Here is a 16,305-nt window from a genome sequence, read left to right on the forward strand (position 1 = left end):
ACGCCGAGGGCGGCGCTCATCCATAGCTATTTGCGGCAGGGCCGCAGGAAGGAGTTGGCAAATGGCCACGGTGCAACTTCAGGGCATTCGCGAAGCCTTTACGTTCGACGACGTGCTGTTGAAGCCGGGCCTGTCGGACGTCATGCCGGGCGAGGTCGACATCCGCTCCCGCGTCACCCGCGCCATCCCGCTCAACATCCCGATCATGGCCTCCGCCATGGACACGGTCACCGAAGCCCGCATGGCGATCGCCATGGCGCAAGCCGGCGGCCTGGGCGTCATCCACCGCAATTTCGATCCCGAAGGGCAGGCCGCCCAGGTGCGGCAGGTCAAGCGCTACGAGTCGGGCATGGTGGTGAATCCGCTCACCATCAGTCCCGACGCCACGCTGGACGACGCGCTCAAGCTGATGAGCGATCACGGCATCTCGGGCATTCCCGTCGTCACCGGTGCGGGCAAGTCCACGCCGGGCAAGCTGGTCGGCATCCTCACCAACCGCGACGTCCGCTTTGCCACCGACCGCCAGCAAAAAATCTCCGAGCTGATGACGCATGAAGGTCTCGTCACGGTGCGTGAGAATGTCAGCCAGGACGAGGCGCGGCGGTTGCTGCACCATCACCGCATCGAGAAGCTGCTCGTCGTCGACGATCAATATCGCTGCGTCGGACTGGTCACCGTGAAGGACATAGAGAAGGCGGTCGCGCATCCGCTGGCCTGCAAGGACGCGCAGGGGCGCCTGCGCGTCGCCGCCGCCACCACGGTCGGTGATAGCGGCTTCGAGCGCACCGAGCGGCTGATCGATGCCGGCGTCGATCTCGTCGTGGTCGACACCGCGCACGGCCATTCCCGTCACGTGCTCCATGCGGTCAACCGCATCAAGCGACTGTCCAACTCAGTGCAGGTTGTTGCCGGCAACGTCGCGACCTCTGAGGGCGCACAGGCGCTGATCGATGCGGGGGCGGACTGCATCAAGGTCGGCATCGGCCCGGGCTCGATCTGCACCACGCGCATCGTCGCCGGCGTCGGCGTGCCGCAGCTCACCGCGATCATGGATGCGGTCGAAGCTGCCAAGAAGGCCGACATTCCCGTCATCGCCGACGGCGGCATCAAGTTCTCCGGCGATCTTGCTAAAGCGCTCGCCGCCGGCGCCGACATCGCGATGGTCGGCTCGCTGCTCGCCGGCACCGACGAGACGCCCGGCGAGGTGTTCCTGTGGCAGGGCCGCTCCTACAAGGCCTATCGCGGCATGGGCTCGGTCGGCGCGATGGCGCGCGGCTCGGCCGACCGCTACTTCCAGCAGGACATCAAGGACACGCTGAAGCTCGTGCCTGAGGGCATCGAGGGCCAGGTGCCTTACAAGGGCCCGGTCGGCAACGTCATGCACCAGCTCGCCGGGGGCTTGCGCGCCGCGATGGGTTATGTCGGTGCAAAGGACATGAAGGAGCTGCATGAGAAGGCGAACTTCGTCCGCATCACCGGTGCGGGCCTGCGCGAAAGCCACGTCCACGACGTGACCATCACGCGTGAAGCGCCGAACTATCCGGGCGGCGGTTAGTTACGCCTGACGCAAGGTCACGTGTTGATCGTTCAGTGATGAGATCGACGGACCGGACTCGCCTAACTCCGGGGCGTCCGGTCTTTTGCTGTTGATAAACGACCAGATGAGCGCGACTTGCCACCCCAGAAATGACCACCACGCTTCGCCGCCGAGGCCGACCCAACTGAGAACGGATATGCCGGCCCAGCAGAGGACGGCGATCAAGACACAAAGGAGATTTGACAAGAATATAAACAGGGCATGGCGATGATTGAGAAAGAGTGCGATCCATGTTGGCAAGAGGATCAGCACTAAAACTGCAAGAGCACCTGCCGATTCACGAAAGTCAGGGGACGCGTCTGCGAGCCACGCTGTGAGCGTAGGGCCGATCACAAAGATGAGGATCGGCAAGGCAGCGATGGCGGCCGTTATTTTCCATGCCGTGCTCTTTGGGGCTATGAGACCCATTCGCCCGACTTGCTGCCTCCACAGCGCCATTCCCTGTCCAACTGTCATTTTGCTTGCCGTTTCGAAGCCGCTTGCTGTGGTCTTATTCATCGTGTTCGTGAGGACGGCACGCCGGGCAGTGTCGAGGCTGTCTCCTCGATACAGCCTAGACTAGTGCGGATAGCTGATTGCGACCTTAATCCGGCACTTAAAATTCGCCGGAAGCATAACAACTTCCTCGATTGCACGATCGAGGAGCGCGCTTCGTATTCGCATGTCCGGTTGGCGAAGCGGGACCTACGCGGGAGGCGCCGAACGATCCGGGCGGGAGTAGGCGTCGGTGTCGTGCCCCGGACGCAGCGCAGCGCTTCTTTAGCGGTGCGCTGCAGAGCCGGGGCCCATCTTTCCACCTGATCGCATGGGGCGTTCTGGGTCCCGGCTCTGCGCAGCAGCGCAAGGGCGCTGCAGCGCGTCCGGGACACGAGAGGCGCGCTCGCATCAGCGCCGGTTACCCCAATGCTTTTGTATTGACGCGCTTGCCTCCCTCCGCTTCGCTCGCGACGAAGAACACTCTGGAGGAAGCCATCATGACCCAAGCAAAACGCATCGTTCTCGCCGCGCGTCCCGTGGGCGAGCCGAAGTCATCCGATTTCCGCCTTGAGGAATTCGCAGTCCCGACGCCAGGCGCGGGCGAAGTCCTGCTGCGCACGATCTGGCTGTCGCTCGATCCCTATATGCGTGGGCGCATGAGCGACGGTCCGTCTTACGCGACGCCGGTGCCGGTCGGCGGCGTGATGGAAGCCGGTACGGTTTGCGAGGTCGCGACGTCCAACAATCCGAACTTCGCCAAGGGCGACATCGTGCTGTCGCGCGCGGGCTGGCAGACGCATGCGATCTCCGACGGCAAGGGGCTGAACAAGATCGACCCGAAGCTCGCGCCAATCTCGACGGCCATTGGCGTGCTCGGCATGCCCGGCATGACCGCCTACACGGGCCTGCTCGATATCGGCAAGCCGCAGGAAGGCGAGACCGTCGTCGTCGCCGGCGCCTCCGGTGCCGTCGGCTCGGCGGTAGGCCAGATCGCGAAGGTCAAGGGGGCACGCGCAGTCGGCATCGCCGGCGGCAAGGACAAATGCGACTACGTGGTGAAGGAGCTCGGCTTCGATGCCTGCCTCGATCACCGCGATCCTGATCTGGCGGCGAAGCTGAAAGACGCCTGTCCGAAGGGCATCGATGTCTATTTCGAGAATGTCGGCGGCGCCGTGTTCGAGGCGGTGTTCCCGCTGCTCAACCCATTCGCGCGCGTGCCGGTCTGCGGCCTGATCGCGCACTACAACGACACCGAGGCCAAGCCGCCGAAATGGGCGGCCAGCATGATGCGCGCGATCCTGACCAAGCGGCTGACCTTCCGCGGCTTCATCGTCTCCGACTTCGCCTCCCGCCATGGTGACTTCCTGCGCGATATGTCCGGCTGGGTCCGGGACGGCAAGGTCAAGTACAGGGAGTTCGTCACCGAGGGCCTGGAAAGCGCGCCCGGAGCCTTCATGGGGCTCCTGAAGGGCGCCAATTTCGGCAAGCAGCTGGTGCGGGTCGGGCCGGACAAGGCTTGATCCGCCGCTCCGGCCCCCTCGGGGGCCGGAGATGGTTAATAAAAAGTGACCGATCGGCCACACCTGCCCGCAAAAGCCGCAAGTGTGACCGTCGGTTCATTGACGGGCCGGCGAAGGCATTGAATCATTGCGCATATTTCAGGTGCGATGATGTTAGAGATTGTTGTTTTCTGCGTAGTCCTTTTGGCCGCCGGCTATTGGGCGACCATGTTCGTCATGGGCCGTCGAGACGACGTCATCCATGGCAAATTCGTTCACGGCGATGATGAGCGCGCGTTCACGCAACCCGCGATGCCCACGCCTTTGCCGCCATTCCCCAAGCGTCCGGTCAAAGCCGCGCGGCCTGCCAATGTTCAGTCTGCCAATACCGGGGCCAAGCCGGTGAACAGCGAGGCGCTGCAATCCTTGCTTGCCGCGATCCAGCAGGATCTCAAAAGCGTCGCTTGAACACCGGCCGGCGAGCTAGTGCTCGCCGCCCATCTGCGCGAACAGCTCCTCGATGTCGACATCGACCTGGCCGGCCGCCCTGACGTGGCGGACCTCAAAGCTGTCGGGCTGGAAGCGGTACTCCACGAGCCCGACCTTCTTGATCGCGATCCGGTCCTGGCGCGCGTCGTTGATCCCTGAAGCCGGCTGAGGCGCCCAGACGTGGTGGGTGTGGCGCCAGGTGAAGTCGCGCCGCTGGTGCACGTGACCGGCGGCTTCGGCGAGGGGCCGATCACGGTCGGATTGTCGCCGATGTCGTGATTGCCGGGGATGTAACGGCAGGCGACGGGCAGGGCGGCGTGCAGGCTTTGCGCCCAAAGGGGCCAAAATCGCTTTAACTATCGACAGTTGGCCGCCTCATCGGGAACGCCGGTTCAACTCGTTGATTGTCAGGAACAGCGGTGACGGCTAATGGACGCTAGCTGTGCCTTCCGCCGGATGGGAAGATCCCGGGAAAATTCCGATGTCCATTCAAATGGTTTTGCTGCCGGTCTTCGTGCAGGTCGGTCTCACCTTCGCGCTCCTGATCGCCATGGCGCTGGGGCGCCGGCGCGCGCTCGTCTCCGGCGAGACCAAGAGCCGCGACATTGCCCTGGGCGAGCCCAACTGGCCGCAGGGCGCCACACAATTCGCCAATTGCTACCGCAACCAGTTCGAGCTGCCGGTGCTGCTCTATGTCCTGATCGCGCTGGCGCTTCCCTTGCGCCATGCCGATCTCTTCATCGTGCTGATGTCCTGGGTGTTCGTGGCGACGCGGTTCGTCCATGCCGGCGTATTTGTCTCCTCGAACCAGCTCGGCCCGCGCTCCACGATCTGGCTCGCCGGCGTGCTCGTGCTGCTGGCGATGTGGATCTACTTCGCGCTGAAAATGCTGTTGCTGATCTAGGCGCTAATCGCCAATCCTGATCTGCAGGATTCACTGAAAGATTTGAAATGACTCCCGCTGCCCGGCTGTCCGCAGCCATCCAACTGATCGACACCATCGAGAAGGACCGCGTTCCTGCCGCCAAGGCACTCAAGGAGTGGGGCACTGCGCACCGCTTCGCCGGCTCCGGCGACCGCGCCGCGATCGCCGGCCTCGTCTGGGACGTGCTGCGCCGCTATGCCTCGAGTGCGTTCCTGATGGATGCCGACACCGCCCGGGCGCGGCTGATCGGGATGCTCCGCCTCGAGCGCAACATGGACGCGGCCACCATGGCCGCGCTGTTCGACGGTAGCCGCTTTGCCCCCGCGCCGCTGACCGACGCCGAGCAGGCCGCGCTCGCCGTGCGCTCGCTGAAGGACGCCCCGGCCGCGATCGCCGGCGACTATCCGGAATGGCTGGATCCATACTTTGCGAAAGCGTTCGGCAAGGACCGCGTGGCGGAGGCCGCCGCGATGGCGAGCCGGGCGCCGCTCGACTTGCGCGTCAACACGCTAAAATCCAATCGCGACAAGGTGCTGGGGGCGCTTGCTCATCTTCATGCGAAACCGACGCATTGGTCCGCAACCGGCCTGCGCATCGCGCTTTCGGCCGATGCACGCAACCCCGGCGTCCAGGCGGAAGAGGATTTCATCAAGGGCGCAATTGAAGTGCAGGATGAGGGATCGCAGCTTGCGGCCGCTTTGACCGCGGCAAAACCCGGCGAGCAGGTGATCGATCTCTGCGCCGGCGCCGGCGGCAAGACGCTGGCGCTCGCCGCGATGATGCAGGGCAAGGGCCGGCTGATCGCAACCGACAGCGACAAGCGGCAGCTCGTACCCATTCACGAACGCCTGTCGCGCGCCGGCGTCCACAATGCCGATGTGCGCACGCCCAAGGGCGAGGCCGATCCGCTGGCCGACATCAGCGCCACCGCCGACCTTGTCGTGATCGACGCGCCGTGCACGGGAACCGGAACCTGGCGCCGCAACCCCGACGCCAAATGGCGCATGCGCCCGGGGGCACTGGAGATTCGCCTGAGGGACCAGACCGCGGTGCTCGATCGCGCGGTTCCGCTGGTCAAGGCCGGCGGCCGCATCGCCTACATCACCTGCTCGGTGCTGCCCGAGGAGAACAGCGAGCAGGTGAGGGCGTTCACCGGCCGCCATCCCGAATTCGCGGTGGTGCCACCCGAGCAGACCGCGAGTGTGCTCTGGGACAAGTCGGAGGAGTTTGCGCAGGCCGCGCTGCAATCGCCGGAGGGATGGCTGATGACGCCGCGGCGGACGGGCACGGACGGGTTCTTCGTTTCGGTGCTGAAGAAGTCTGGCTAGATCCACTCAAAACAAAAACCCCGCGAACCGTTACCGGTCGCGGGGTCTGTTGTCTCAACGCCTCTAACCGGTACGTCCGTGGTCAGAGCGCTGTTGCGCCGGCGATTAGCCGACGCGGAGATTGTCAGCGGAGGACTTGCCGCTGCGACGATCGGCGACGATGTCGAACGAGACCTTCTGGCCCTCGTTGAGGGTCGAGAGGCCGGCGCGCTCGACGGCGCTGATGTGCACGAACACGTCCTTGTCGCCGTCATCCGGCTGGATGAAACCAAAACCCTTTTGATTGTTGAACCACTTCACGGTGCCCATAGCCATGGGGAATTTCCTTTGCTTGAGAAGTTAACACGCAGACCGGAACGCGACATTGCGTCCATAGTCCTCATCAGTCGATGTTGGAGAATTCATCTGAAGCGTGCGCGCCCGTCAGCAACGAAGCGAAGCGGCCCAGTCGTTCGGCCAAATATCGATGATCACAATATAGCGAGATTTTGGGGCCACTTCAAGGCACCACCCGTGGTTCGGGATGTCGCGCCAATTTGCTATTTTGCGGTGCAAATTAACCACCCGGGAGGCCTCAATCGACGATGAAAAGCGTTGCCCCGGTCGCTGTGGAGGACCGATGCGCGGCGTCGCCGAAATCCGAGACTTGGTAGCTCATCCCCGCCGTGAGCTTGAACGTGCGGCCGTCGCGCAGCTCGCTGTCGAGCTCGCCTTGCAGCACGTAGAGCACGTGGCCGCGATCGCACCAATGGTCGGCGAGATAACCCGGTGAATACTCGACCATCCGCACCCGGAGATCGCCGATGTTGAGCGTGCGCCACTGGGCCTGCCCGGTCTCGCCGGGATGGATGGTCGGGGTGACCTTGCTCCAGTCGGTGACCGTGAAGGGGGACGTCGGGAGTTTCATGGTGGGGGTCCTGGTCGTGGTCCGGCGGCGGTGTTGTTAGCGTATGCGTTCGCCACAGTCTCCGTCATTGCAATGACGAGGATAGGCTTAGGGCGCCAAATGATTAGCCGAGCCCTGCACGATCAGCCCCGCCGCGTTCACCCGCAAATACTCGCAGATCCGCTTTCCCCGCTCGTTCTCGTAGAACACCACCACGCTGTCAGGGCTGACGAACAATTCGATCAACGAGAAATGCAGGTTGGGCAACAGCCCGAGCGCCTTTCCCCAATAGGCGCGCAAAGCGTCCTTGCCGCGCACGGTGCCATCCGGCTCGAATCCCATCGCGGGGATGCGGTCCGAGGTCATCACGGCGTCCTCGTCATAGAGGGTGAGCACGCGTTCGAGATCGCCAGTATTCCAGGCCTCGACCCAGGTGTGGCCGAGCGCGGCGAGATTCGACGGCTGATGATGCGGTGGCATGGCGTCCTCCCTGATCGGCCCCTGGTGATTGACGAGGCGTATTAGGTCAATAATACTGACCTATATCCATTTGTCCACGCCCAAAGAAGAATGTGGGCGCGCGGCCCGCGCGGTTGCGGGAAAAGCCTCCGTCGCGTATCTGCTTGCCATGACAGCAGCACAGAACGACCGCTCCGCGTCGACGCCCTCAGTGGCCTCGGCGCACGACAAGATTCTCATCGTCGACTTCGGCAGCCAGGTGACGCAGCTGATTGCGCGTCGCGTGCGCGAGGACGGCGTCTATTGCGAGATCGTCCCGTTCAACAAGGCCGAACAAGCCTTCAAGGAGATGAAGCCGAAGGCGGTGATTCTCTCCGGCGGGCCTGAGTCGGTGCATGAGGCCGGCTCGCCCCGCGCGCCCCAAGCAATCTTCGATTCCGGCGTGCCCGTGCTCGGCATCTGCTACGGCCAGATGACCATGGCGGCCCAGCTCGGCGGCACCGTCGAGGGCGGCCATCACCGCGAATTCGGCCGCGCCGATGTCGAGGTGAAAGCCGCGAGCAAGCTGTTCGAGGACGTCTGGTCGTCAGGCGGCAAGAACCAGGTCTGGATGAGCCATGGCGACCGCATCACGAAGATGCCGCCGGGCTTCTCCGTCGCCGGCACCTCGCCGAACGCGCCCTTCGCGATCATCCAGGACGAGACGCGCAAATATTACGGCCTGATGTTCCACCCGGAAGTGGTGCACACGCCCGACGGCGCAAAACTGATCCGCAATTTCGTCCGCAAGATCGCGGGCCTCTCCGGCGACTGGACCATGCGCGCCTTCCGCGAGGAGGAGATCGCTAAGATCCGCAGCCAAGTCGGCAAGGGCAAGGTGATCTGCGGCCTCTCCGGCGGCGTCGATTCCGCCGTGGCCGCCGTGCTGATCCACGAAGCCATCGGCGACCAGCTCACCTGTGTGTTCGTCGATCACGGCATGCTCCGCCTCGACGAAGCCAAGACGGTGGTTGACCTGTTCCGCCACCATTACAACATCCCGCTCGTGCACGTGGATGCCTCGAAGCAATTTTTGGGCGAGCTCGAAGGCGTCACCGACCCCGAGACCAAGCGCAAGACCATCGGCCGCCTCTTCATCGAGGTGTTCGAGCAGGAGGCCAAGAAGGTCGGCGGCGCCGACTTCCTGGCGCAAGGCACGCTCTATCCCGACGTGATCGAGAGCGTCTCCTTCACCGGCGGCCCCTCGGTGACGATCAAGTCGCACCACAATGTCGGCGGTCTCCCTGCGCGCATGAACATGAAGCTCGTCGAGCCCTTGCGCGAGCTGTTCAAGGACGAGGTGCGCAAGCTCGGGCGCGAGCTCGGCCTGCCCGAAATCTTCGTCGGCCGCCATCCGTTCCCGGGCCCCGGCCTCGCCATCCGCTGCCCCGGCGATATCACGCGCGAAAAACTCGACATCCTGCGCCAGGCCGACGCCGTCTACATCGACCAGATCCGGAAAGCGGGCCTCTACGACGACATCTGGCAGGCTTTCGCCGTGCTGCTGCCCGTGAAGACGGTAGGCGTCATGGGCGACGGCCGTACCTACGACTTCGTCGTGGGCCTGCGCGCCGTCACCTCAACCGACGGCATGACCGCGGACTTCTACCAGTTCGACATGAAGTTCCTCGGCGAGACCGCCACGCGCATCATCAACGAGGTGAAGGGCGTGAACCGGGTGGTTTATGATGTGACCAGCAAGCCGCCGGGGACGATTGAGTGGGAGTAGGGGGCGTAGAAAGGCGGCGTTTGGATAGTCGCGGATAGGATTAGGAATTCAGTTTAACAGATCGTCTTCGATAATGTCGAAATGAGCGGGACACCAAACATTCACCGAGGCACTCATGAGTCCCGCATCGATGGAGTGATTGTTAGTCCAACCAGAATTCCTTCCGGCGAAAGGAACCGTGTGACAGTCTGACCCCATGGCTCCTTCTTGTTCTTGATGAGCAGTCGATAGCCTCGCGATTCCAGTTCCGCAGTTGCGCGTTCAACGTCTTCGACATCAAATTCGAGCCATGCTTGGGGAACAGGTGTATTGTCTGGCCAGGAATCTTTGCCAAAGCAGGACTGTGCCGCCTGATCGAGCGGCCACAAGGCGAAAGTCCGAACTCCTTTCAGAGCCTCAGTATGCAGGTAACCACCCTGCTCCTTCTTGAATGAGATATTGAGGGTCTCGCCGTATAGTTTTCCGCCCGCGACTCTGTCGCGGACGATTGGCCCAAACCCGGCAACGAACAAGACTTTGATACGCTCGAACTCTTGCATATGAGCTCCTCTTGCAGAAGCGGGACTTACGGTTCCATCAGAGACTGGCCCACACGATGGGCGCGCGTAGGCGCTGCACAGGTCGGCCATTGTGTGAACGCCAGTGCCGCCATATGGGTTTCCTGCAAGGGAAACACTACGGATGTGGGTTTGGACTGACCCTTCACGGCGCTCGCCGATCCGACGCGCCATATCGGCGCGATTGGACCAAAAATCCCCGGTCGCATGGACGGTGACGGTCTTTTTTCAGCGAGGCGTTTCTGCTTACATTCGTCGGGCTTTCAAAAAAATCGACCGATCGTCGGCGATAGTCGCTGAAACCGAGCAGATTCCAAATCGCCGAAATTCTCCTTTGAATTCAAGAGTGCAAAATTTCTGACGGATCGGGCAGTCGGTTCTTCGTCGTACAGGGAAAGACTTTTGTCTGTTAAATCAAAGCATTATGATCGCTCAAATAATCGAGTGGGAGTAGGGAGTTTCCTCTCCAGGTTCGGCATCACTGGATTAGGCAGTTACTTCCTGGAGAGGCGTCGTCGCATAAATCATGGGATTTGGGGTATTCATCCATCGATCGGACTCGATCTACGATGACAGCCCGGCTGAACAATATCAGTTTCCCAGTCAATATCTCCGCCGCGTTGAAGCCTGCATCGGCGATTGGATCATCTATTACGAACCAAGCAAGGTCTCGGAGACGCGCGGCTACTTTGCGATTGCTCGGGTTCAGCAGGTGATTCCCGACCCTGGTGCCTCGGGGATGTATCTCGCTCTGATCGAGCCCGGAAGTTATCTCGATTTTGCCAATCCAGTCCCTTTCAACGGGCCGACTGGTCCCGTAGAGCGCGGCGTCCTGAACGAGCAGGGCCGAATTTCAGGACGTGCGCAGTCGGCAGTCCGCCCAATCTCTCCGGACGATTTCAATAGAATATGCGAACTCGGCTTGGCGGAGGGCGCGCCCTTGTTGCCCCGGGTGGATGAGGACGTTCGACTGCTTCAGGTTGAGGAGAGGCAGGCGCCGTTTAAGTTCGACCAGCAGAGAGACCGCGTTAGCCTCACAGTGTCGAGAGTCTTACGCGATCGAGTTTTTCGTCGGATCGTGTTGCGGGCCTATGATGAGCGTTGCGCGATTACTGGGCTAAAGCTCATCAACGGGATGGGGCGCGCAGAAGTCGTCGCGGCTCACATACGACCGGTTGAGGCGAGCGGTCCGGACATCATCAGCAATGGCATCGCTCTTTCAGGTACCGCGCATTGGATGTTCGATCGCGGTCTGATCAGTTTGGCAGACGATTTGGAGATATTGATCTCGCGCCAAACAAATGATCCCGACGGAGTGCGGTCGATCATCAACAAGACCGGTCGCGCCCTTGCGCCGCATCGGATATCCGATCGGCCTCACCCCCATTTTCTTAATTGGCATCGCGAGCATTGTTTCAAGCAATAGGTGCGGTCGTGTCAGGCACTTCCGGCCGCTCGGCGTGCCTGTGCTCGATCACATTGTCGAGTTGCCGCCCTCCTGACGGAATCCATGCCAAACCGCAAGATCGGTCGAGCGGATCATGGCCGTCGGCGATTAGATGGAGCCGCCACGGAGGAGGGACGATGAAGGCGGCGCTGCAAAACTATCAGACCCGGATGCGGCGGGTGCTGGATCATATTGACCGGCATCTCGACGATGATCTGGACCTGGAAACGGTGAGCGGTGTTGCGGCCTTCTCAAAATTTCATTTCCACCGGCAGTTCACGGCGACTTTCGGGTTGTCAGTGCATCGCTATATCCATCTGGCCCGTATGAAGCGCGCTTCGCATCAGCTGGCCTACATGGACGCCCTTGATGTCACTGAGATCGCGATGGATGCAGGTTACGATGCACCCGACGCCTTCGCCCGCGCCTTTCGGCAACGGTTCGGGCAATCGCCGTCATCGTTCCGGAAGTCTCCCGACTGGGAGCCGTGGCTTGCGGCCTTCGTGCCTCTCGACAACGCCAGGAGCAAGCTCATGCAGACAATTTTTACCACTGACGACGTAACGATACGCGATGTGTCCCCGACACCAGTGGCGATCATGGAGCATCGGGGGAGCCCTGAAACACTTCCCGCCACCATCCAGCGGTTCATCGCGTGGCGCAGGGCCGCCGGCCTTCACCCCAGGACAAGTCCGACCTTCAATGTCTGGCATTCCGAGCGGCGTCCTGTGCCGCCCGCCGAATATCGCATGGACCTTTGTGTCGGGACCGGCCAGCCCATCGAAGCGAACGGCGAAGAGGTCAAAGCTGGCGAGATTCCCGGCGGACGCTGCGCCGTGCTGCGCGTCGTCGGCTACACCGACAATCTGGAGCCGGCCGCGCTCTTTCTTTATCGCGAGTGGCTCCCGGCCAGCGGCGAGGAAGCGCGCGACTTCCCGATCTATTGCCAGCGGCTGAGCTTCTTCCCGGAGGTGCCGGAGCATGAGACGGTCGCGGAGCTTTTTCTGCCGCTGAAATAGCTGCGCCTCATCGTGCAGGTCTCCGTGCACAAACGCCGGGTCTCTGTTGCGCGCTCCCGTGCTACGACCATGACGTCCCCTCTGGAGCCTGCCTTCATGTCCACCGCCGCCGACCCCAGCCAGTCACCCGCACCCGCAACCGCCACCGAAACCGACCCCGAAACCCTCGGCTGGATGAAAGGCTTCCCGCCGGCACCGGACCGCACCGTCAGCTTCCAGAACGGCTCGTTCCGCAGCTTCCCCGAGCTGCGCTGGGCGTGGAGCAACATCCGCCAGCTGGTGCCGACCGTGAACGTCTGGCGCGGGGCGGGGCCCGCGTCGGTGCTTCCGCGCGAAGACCATGACATCGGTGCGGTCGCCTCGATCACGATGGATGGACGTCCCATGACCTTCGCAAAAATGCTGGAGGAGACCTATGCCGACGGCATCGCCGTGATGCATCGGGGCAAGCTGATCTACGAGCGCTACTTTGGCGCGTTGAAGCCGCACAAGCCGCATATCGCGATGTCGGTGACGAAATCGTTCACCGGCACGCTCGCCGGCATTCTGGTCGCCGAGGGCAAAATCGATCCGCAGGCGCCTGTTACGGAGTATGTGCCGGAGCTGAGGGCCAGCGCATTCGGCGATGCGCGCGTGCGGGAGGCCATGGATATGACCACGGGGCTCGCATACACCGAAGTTTACACCGACAGGAATTCCGCGGTGTGGGGGCTGCGGCGGGCGAACGGCATGGCGCCGATTCCGCCGGGCTATGACGGCGCGACCAATATTTTCGATTTCCTCGTCGCGCAGAAAAAGCAGGGCGAGCACGGCAAGGCCTTTGCCTACAAGACCGTCAATTCCGACGTGCTGGCCTGGATCATCAGGCGCGCCAGCGGCATGACGTTGTCCGATCTTCTCTCCGAGCGGATATGGACGCCGATGGGCGCGGAGGAGGACGCGCATTACCACGTCGATCGTATCGGCACCGAAAGCGGCGGCGGCGGCCTGTCGACCTGCTTGCGCGATCTCGCCCGCTTCGGCGAGACCATCCGCAATCACGGCCGCTTCAACGGCCGCCAGATCGTGCCATCATCTGTCGTCGAGGACATCGCGCGCGGCGGCGATCCCGAAAAATTCAAGCCGGCCGGCTACACCACGCTGCCCGGTGCGTCCTATCGCAATCAATGGTGGGTCACGCACAACGCCCACGGCGCCTACATGGCGCGCGGCGTTCACGGCCAGGGCATCTACGTCGATCCCAAAGCCGAGATGGTGATCGCGCGCTACGCCTCGCATCCGGCCGCGGGCAACGCCGCCAACGATCCCGTGACGCTGCCGGCCTACATGGCGCTGGCGAAAGAGTTGATGGCGGGCGGGTGAGGCCGCTTACGGCACCTCCCGCCAGCGCATCGGCAATATGCCGTCCTGCCTGAAACTGTCGAGGAAGCGGAAGCGAGCGGCTTGCGGATTGCGGTGGGCTTTGATCTTTGTGCCCAGGATCTGCACGACATCGTTCTCGTCATAGGCGGGCCAGGGCGGCAGGCCGGATCCGTTGGGATCTCCGTGTGCGGCGAAATTCACCCAATAGCTCATCATCGTCTGCGCCAGGGCGCGGTCTTCTTCGGCCGGTGGCGTCGTGCTGCCGATCACCTGTTGCGGCGTCAGGCTGCCGAACACGAACGGAATGTCCGTGACATGCGAGGCGATCGGCGTGTAACGCGAGGTGTAGCTGAAGTGATAACCGTAAACGGGCGCACGTCCCTCGCGCCGATGCAGCCGCAGCCACTGCCAGCATTGCTCGCCGACCACAGTGTCGCCGTTAAGCGCCGCCGCGGACGCTTTGGCCTCCACGTCGGTCGCGGCGGGATAGACCTTCAGGAAATCGGCGATGCGTTCCTTGCCGAACATCTCCGCAGCCGCGGCGACAAAGGCTTTCGCCGATTGATCGGGGAGGGACTGCGGGGCGAAAGGGACTTCCTCGGCGGCATTCCAGCCCGCCAGCAAGGGGATGTGCATCTGTTCGCCGCGCAGGAATCGCCGCGCGGGCACATCAGGCACGACGTGATGATCGATACTCGGCGAGAACGCGGTCACGACGGGGCTGGTCCTGAAACTCCACGGCGCGGCTGCATTCAACCGGTCGGCCGGCATGCTGCGCAAGGCCGCGATGGACCCGTTGCCCTGTTGCCGGGCGAAAGCGAGGCCACGCGCGCGAGCTTCTTCAAAGCCCTGGAGTGGGCCGTGCTTGCCATCCCAGAACGCGCCGCTCTGTCCAATAGCCTTGTGAAACAGTCCATGCGCGAGCGGCGAGGCCATCAAAATGCCGACGGCCATGGCGCCGGCGGATTCGCCGAACAGGGTGACGTTATCGGGGTCACCGCCAAAGCCGGCGATGTTGGCCTTGACCCAGCGCAGCGCCATCAACTGGTCCTGCAGGCCGTAATTGCCTGAGGGTGCCTCCGTGTCGAGATCGGGATGGGCGTAGAAGCCGAAGATGCCGAGGCGATAATTGAAGCTGACCACGACGACACCCTTGGCGGCCAACGCGCCGCCGTCGGTCGCGGGATTGGCCGAGGAGCCGAACTGAAGCCGCCGCCGTGAATCCACACCATCACGGGCCGCTTCTCGTCCGCGTGCTTCGCCGCGGTCCAGACATTGAGATAGAGGCAATCCTCGTCGCGCGGTCCCGGCCGCTGGTCGTTTTCGAGCGCCGATAGACACCCCGCGCCGAACGCCAACGCATCGCGCACGCCGTCCCATGGTGAGGGCGGCTGCGGTGCGCACCAACGCAAAGGTCCGACCGGCGGTGCTGCGTAGGGAATGCCTTTGAACGCCAGCACGCCGCTGGCATCGCGCGAGCCGCCACGCACGGAGCCGCCTTGTGTGCTAACCACACGTTCCAGCCCGGCGGCTGTCTCGATCGTGAAGGCATGCATGGTCGTATCTCTTGCTCGCGTGTGCGCACCTGGCCGCAGCCAGGCAGGTTCAGGCGACAGCCTATCGACTTTCTTGTCTGCTCGATTTAGGTATTCTGCCAATCAATTGCTAAAAACAGGCAAGCATGCGGCAGTCCCTTCGCTTTCCGTGGACGAATCTCGATGTGGACGATCGCTCCGCACCTGTCATCGCCGTGCGCGTTGACGTGATCGGGACCAAGGCGGAGGTGCCCGATCACAGGCACCGCAAAGGGCAACTTGTTTTTGCGTTGGGAGGCGGCGTCACCTGCCGCGTTCCCAATGGCCTGTGGATGGTGCCGCCGCATTGCGCAGTTTGGGTGCCCGGGGGCATGCAGCACAGCAACCTCGCGACAGAAAATGCCCGGCTGTTCTTCGTCTATATCGAGCCCGACGTCGTGGATTTGCCGGATCGGTGCTGCACGCTCTCGATCTCCCCGCTGCTGCGTGAATTGATCGTCGAGCTGTCCGATCAGATTGCGGATGACGAGGCGAGGGTGGACCTCCTGGCGAGCGTCCTTCTGCGCGAACTCCCTCGCATGCCGGTTCAGCAGCTCCATCTGCCGCTCTCGCCCGAGCCGCGCTTGAAGAAGATTGCTGCAGCGCTGGCAAAAGACCCTTCCGACCGCAGGACCCTGGCCGAATGGGCCCATCGCGTTGCGCTGAGCGAGAGCAGCCTCGCGCGTCTCGTCGTCAGGGAGACGGGATTGAGCTTCGGGCGCTGGCGTCAGCAACTGCACCTGATCGTCGCCTTGCGAGAACTCACCTCCGGCGCCAGCGTGCAGCAGGTTTCGGCCGACCTCGGCTACGAGTCGGTCGCGGCCTTCATCACGATGTTCAAGAAGGCGCTCGGGAAGCCGCCGGCGAAATATTTGAGCAGCATCTCTCCTGAATATAAGAATTGACTTATATTAGCTT

16 protein-coding genes and 2 pseudogenes are annotated in these 16,305 nt (G+C 62.7%); 10 read left to right on the forward strand and 8 right to left on the reverse strand.

Going from position 1 to position 16,305, the window contains the following annotated elements:
• Nucleotides 1–61 precede the first annotated feature (61 nt).
• Complete coding sequence (gene guaB, locus IVA74_RS16935; RefSeq protein ID WP_247346022.1) at nucleotides 62–1,555, forward strand: IMP dehydrogenase; 1,494 nt, start codon at nucleotides 62–64, stop codon at nucleotides 1,553–1,555.
• Here guaB and IVA74_RS16940 read toward each other — a convergent pair whose 3' ends face one another.
• Nucleotides 1,556–2,095: a hypothetical protein gene (locus IVA74_RS16940; protein ID WP_247346025.1), complete on the reverse strand. Its 540-nt coding sequence runs from the start codon at nucleotides 2,093–2,095 to the stop codon at nucleotides 1,556–1,558. It lies immediately after the preceding gene.
• 476 nt (nucleotides 2,096–2,571) lie between these two features.
• On the opposite strand from IVA74_RS16940, the gene IVA74_RS16945 reads away from it, so the two are divergent.
• Nucleotides 2,572–3,594, forward strand: a complete 1,023-nt coding sequence (locus IVA74_RS16945; RefSeq protein ID WP_247346027.1) for an NADP-dependent oxidoreductase — start codon at nucleotides 2,572–2,574, stop codon at nucleotides 3,592–3,594.
• A 150-nt stretch (nucleotides 3,595–3,744) separates the two neighbouring features.
• Complete coding sequence (locus tag IVA74_RS16950; protein WP_247346777.1) at nucleotides 3,745–4,041, forward strand: hypothetical protein; 297 nt, start codon at nucleotides 3,745–3,747, stop codon at nucleotides 4,039–4,041.
• Between the two features lie 15 nt (nucleotides 4,042–4,056).
• On the opposite strand, the pseudogene IVA74_RS16955 reads toward IVA74_RS16950, so the two are convergent.
• Nucleotides 4,057–4,397: pseudogene (locus IVA74_RS16955) on the reverse strand (metallophosphoesterase); the annotation flags it as partial.
• 146 nt (nucleotides 4,398–4,543) lie between these two features.
• Between IVA74_RS16955 and IVA74_RS16960 the strand changes: the two are divergent.
• Both IVA74_RS16960 and IVA74_RS16965 read left to right on the forward strand, forming a co-directional pair.
• A complete protein-coding gene (locus tag IVA74_RS16960; protein ID WP_247346033.1) occupies nucleotides 4,544–4,966 on the forward strand; it encodes an MAPEG family protein in 423 nt (140 codons plus the stop codon).
• Between the two features lie 47 nt (nucleotides 4,967–5,013).
• On the forward strand, nucleotides 5,014–6,315 hold the full coding sequence (locus IVA74_RS16965; RefSeq protein WP_247346036.1) for an RsmB/NOP family class I SAM-dependent RNA methyltransferase: 1,302 nt from the start codon (nucleotides 5,014–5,016) through the stop codon (nucleotides 6,313–6,315).
• Between the two features lie 105 nt (nucleotides 6,316–6,420).
• On the opposite strand, the gene IVA74_RS16970 is transcribed toward IVA74_RS16965, so the two are convergent.
• From IVA74_RS16970 to IVA74_RS16980, 3 genes are all read right to left on the reverse strand, one after another.
• A complete protein-coding gene (locus tag IVA74_RS16970) occupies nucleotides 6,421–6,630 on the reverse strand; it encodes a cold-shock protein (protein ID WP_007592195.1) in 210 nt (69 codons plus the stop codon).
• 259 nt (nucleotides 6,631–6,889) lie between these two features.
• Nucleotides 6,890–7,222: a DHCW motif cupin fold protein gene (locus IVA74_RS16975; protein ID WP_247346038.1), complete on the reverse strand. Its 333-nt coding sequence runs from the start codon at nucleotides 7,220–7,222 to the stop codon at nucleotides 6,890–6,892.
• A gap of 87 nt (nucleotides 7,223–7,309) precedes the next feature.
• Nucleotides 7,310–7,681, reverse strand: coding sequence for a nuclear transport factor 2 family protein (locus IVA74_RS16980; protein WP_247346043.1), 372 nt, complete (start codon nucleotides 7,679–7,681; stop codon nucleotides 7,310–7,312).
• A gap of 148 nt (nucleotides 7,682–7,829) precedes the next feature.
• Between IVA74_RS16980 and guaA the strand changes: the two genes are divergently transcribed.
• A complete protein-coding gene (guaA, locus tag IVA74_RS16985; RefSeq protein ID WP_247346046.1) occupies nucleotides 7,830–9,428 on the forward strand; it encodes a glutamine-hydrolyzing GMP synthase in 1,599 nt (532 codons plus the stop codon).
• Nucleotides 9,429–9,541: 113 nt separating this feature from the next.
• Here the strand turns inward: guaA and IVA74_RS16990 are convergent, their stop codons facing one another.
• Nucleotides 9,542–9,967: a VOC family protein gene (locus tag IVA74_RS16990; RefSeq protein WP_247346049.1), complete on the reverse strand. Its 426-nt coding sequence runs from the start codon at nucleotides 9,965–9,967 to the stop codon at nucleotides 9,542–9,544.
• 544 nt (nucleotides 9,968–10,511) lie between these two features.
• On the opposite strand from IVA74_RS16990, the gene IVA74_RS16995 reads away from it, so the two are divergent.
• The 3 genes from IVA74_RS16995 to IVA74_RS17005 all read left to right on the forward strand — a co-directional run bounded on the left by IVA74_RS16995 (nucleotide 10,512) and on the right by IVA74_RS17005 (nucleotide 13,813).
• Nucleotides 10,512–11,411 (forward strand): HNH endonuclease, encoded by a 900-nt coding sequence (locus IVA74_RS16995; RefSeq protein WP_247346051.1) that lies wholly within the window; start codon nucleotides 10,512–10,514, stop codon nucleotides 11,409–11,411.
• Nucleotides 11,412–11,569: 158 nt separating this feature from the next.
• On the forward strand, nucleotides 11,570–12,451 hold the full coding sequence (locus IVA74_RS17000; protein WP_247346054.1) for an AraC family transcriptional regulator: 882 nt from the start codon (nucleotides 11,570–11,572) through the stop codon (nucleotides 12,449–12,451).
• Between the two features lie 96 nt (nucleotides 12,452–12,547).
• Nucleotides 12,548–13,813, forward strand: a complete 1,266-nt coding sequence (locus IVA74_RS17005; RefSeq protein WP_247346057.1) for a serine hydrolase — start codon at nucleotides 12,548–12,550, stop codon at nucleotides 13,811–13,813.
• A 6-nt stretch (nucleotides 13,814–13,819) separates the two neighbouring features.
• On the opposite strand, the gene IVA74_RS17010 is transcribed toward IVA74_RS17005, so the two are convergent.
• Complete coding sequence (locus tag IVA74_RS17010) at nucleotides 13,820–15,040, reverse strand: carboxylesterase family protein (RefSeq protein WP_247346102.1); 1,221 nt, start codon at nucleotides 15,038–15,040, stop codon at nucleotides 13,820–13,822.
• Nucleotides 15,041–15,075: 35 nt separating this feature from the next.
• Nucleotides 15,076–15,369 (reverse strand): annotated as a pseudogene (locus IVA74_RS17015) (carboxylesterase family protein); the annotation flags it as partial.
• Between the two features lie 125 nt (nucleotides 15,370–15,494).
• Between IVA74_RS17015 and IVA74_RS17020 the strand changes: the two are divergent.
• Nucleotides 15,495–16,292, forward strand: a complete 798-nt coding sequence (locus tag IVA74_RS17020) for a helix-turn-helix transcriptional regulator (protein ID WP_247346106.1) — start codon at nucleotides 15,495–15,497, stop codon at nucleotides 16,290–16,292.
• Nucleotides 16,293–16,305: the final 13 nt, after the last annotated feature.

Source organism: Bradyrhizobium sp. 132 (genome assembly GCF_023074185.1).
In the GTDB taxonomy this organism is placed as follows: Bacteria; Pseudomonadota; Alphaproteobacteria; order Rhizobiales; family Xanthobacteraceae; genus Bradyrhizobium.

What these genes read in the sequence shown, in the direction of transcription:
- guaB (WP_247346022.1), top strand. Translation starts at nt 62, where the DNA reads ATGGCCACGGTGCAACTTCAGGGCATTCGCGAAGCCTTTACGTTCGAC.
- IVA74_RS16940 (WP_247346025.1), bottom strand. Translation starts at nt 2,095, where the DNA reads ATGAATAAGACCACAGCAAGCGGCTTCGAAACGGCAAGCAAAATGACA.
- IVA74_RS16945 (WP_247346027.1), top strand. Translation starts at nt 2,572, where the DNA reads ATGACCCAAGCAAAACGCATCGTTCTCGCCGCGCGTCCCGTGGGCGAG.
- IVA74_RS16950 (WP_247346777.1), top strand. Translation starts at nt 3,745, where the DNA reads ATGTTAGAGATTGTTGTTTTCTGCGTAGTCCTTTTGGCCGCCGGCTAT.
- IVA74_RS16960 (WP_247346033.1), top strand. Translation starts at nt 4,544, where the DNA reads ATGTCCATTCAAATGGTTTTGCTGCCGGTCTTCGTGCAGGTCGGTCTC.
- IVA74_RS16965 (WP_247346036.1), top strand. Translation starts at nt 5,014, where the DNA reads ATGACTCCCGCTGCCCGGCTGTCCGCAGCCATCCAACTGATCGACACC.
- IVA74_RS16970 (WP_007592195.1), bottom strand. Translation starts at nt 6,630, where the DNA reads ATGGCTATGGGCACCGTGAAGTGGTTCAACAATCAAAAGGGTTTTGGT.
- IVA74_RS16975 (WP_247346038.1), bottom strand. Translation starts at nt 7,222, where the DNA reads ATGAAACTCCCGACGTCCCCCTTCACGGTCACCGACTGGAGCAAGGTC.
- IVA74_RS16980 (WP_247346043.1), bottom strand. Translation starts at nt 7,681, where the DNA reads ATGCCACCGCATCATCAGCCGTCGAATCTCGCCGCGCTCGGCCACACC.
- guaA (WP_247346046.1), top strand. Translation starts at nt 7,830, where the DNA reads ATGACAGCAGCACAGAACGACCGCTCCGCGTCGACGCCCTCAGTGGCC.
- IVA74_RS16990 (WP_247346049.1), bottom strand. Translation starts at nt 9,967, where the DNA reads ATGCAAGAGTTCGAGCGTATCAAAGTCTTGTTCGTTGCCGGGTTTGGG.
- IVA74_RS16995 (WP_247346051.1), top strand. Translation starts at nt 10,512, where the DNA reads ATGGGATTTGGGGTATTCATCCATCGATCGGACTCGATCTACGATGAC.
- IVA74_RS17000 (WP_247346054.1), top strand. Translation starts at nt 11,570, where the DNA reads ATGAAGGCGGCGCTGCAAAACTATCAGACCCGGATGCGGCGGGTGCTG.
- IVA74_RS17005 (WP_247346057.1), top strand. Translation starts at nt 12,548, where the DNA reads ATGTCCACCGCCGCCGACCCCAGCCAGTCACCCGCACCCGCAACCGCC.
- IVA74_RS17020 (WP_247346106.1), top strand. Translation starts at nt 15,495, where the DNA reads ATGCGGCAGTCCCTTCGCTTTCCGTGGACGAATCTCGATGTGGACGAT.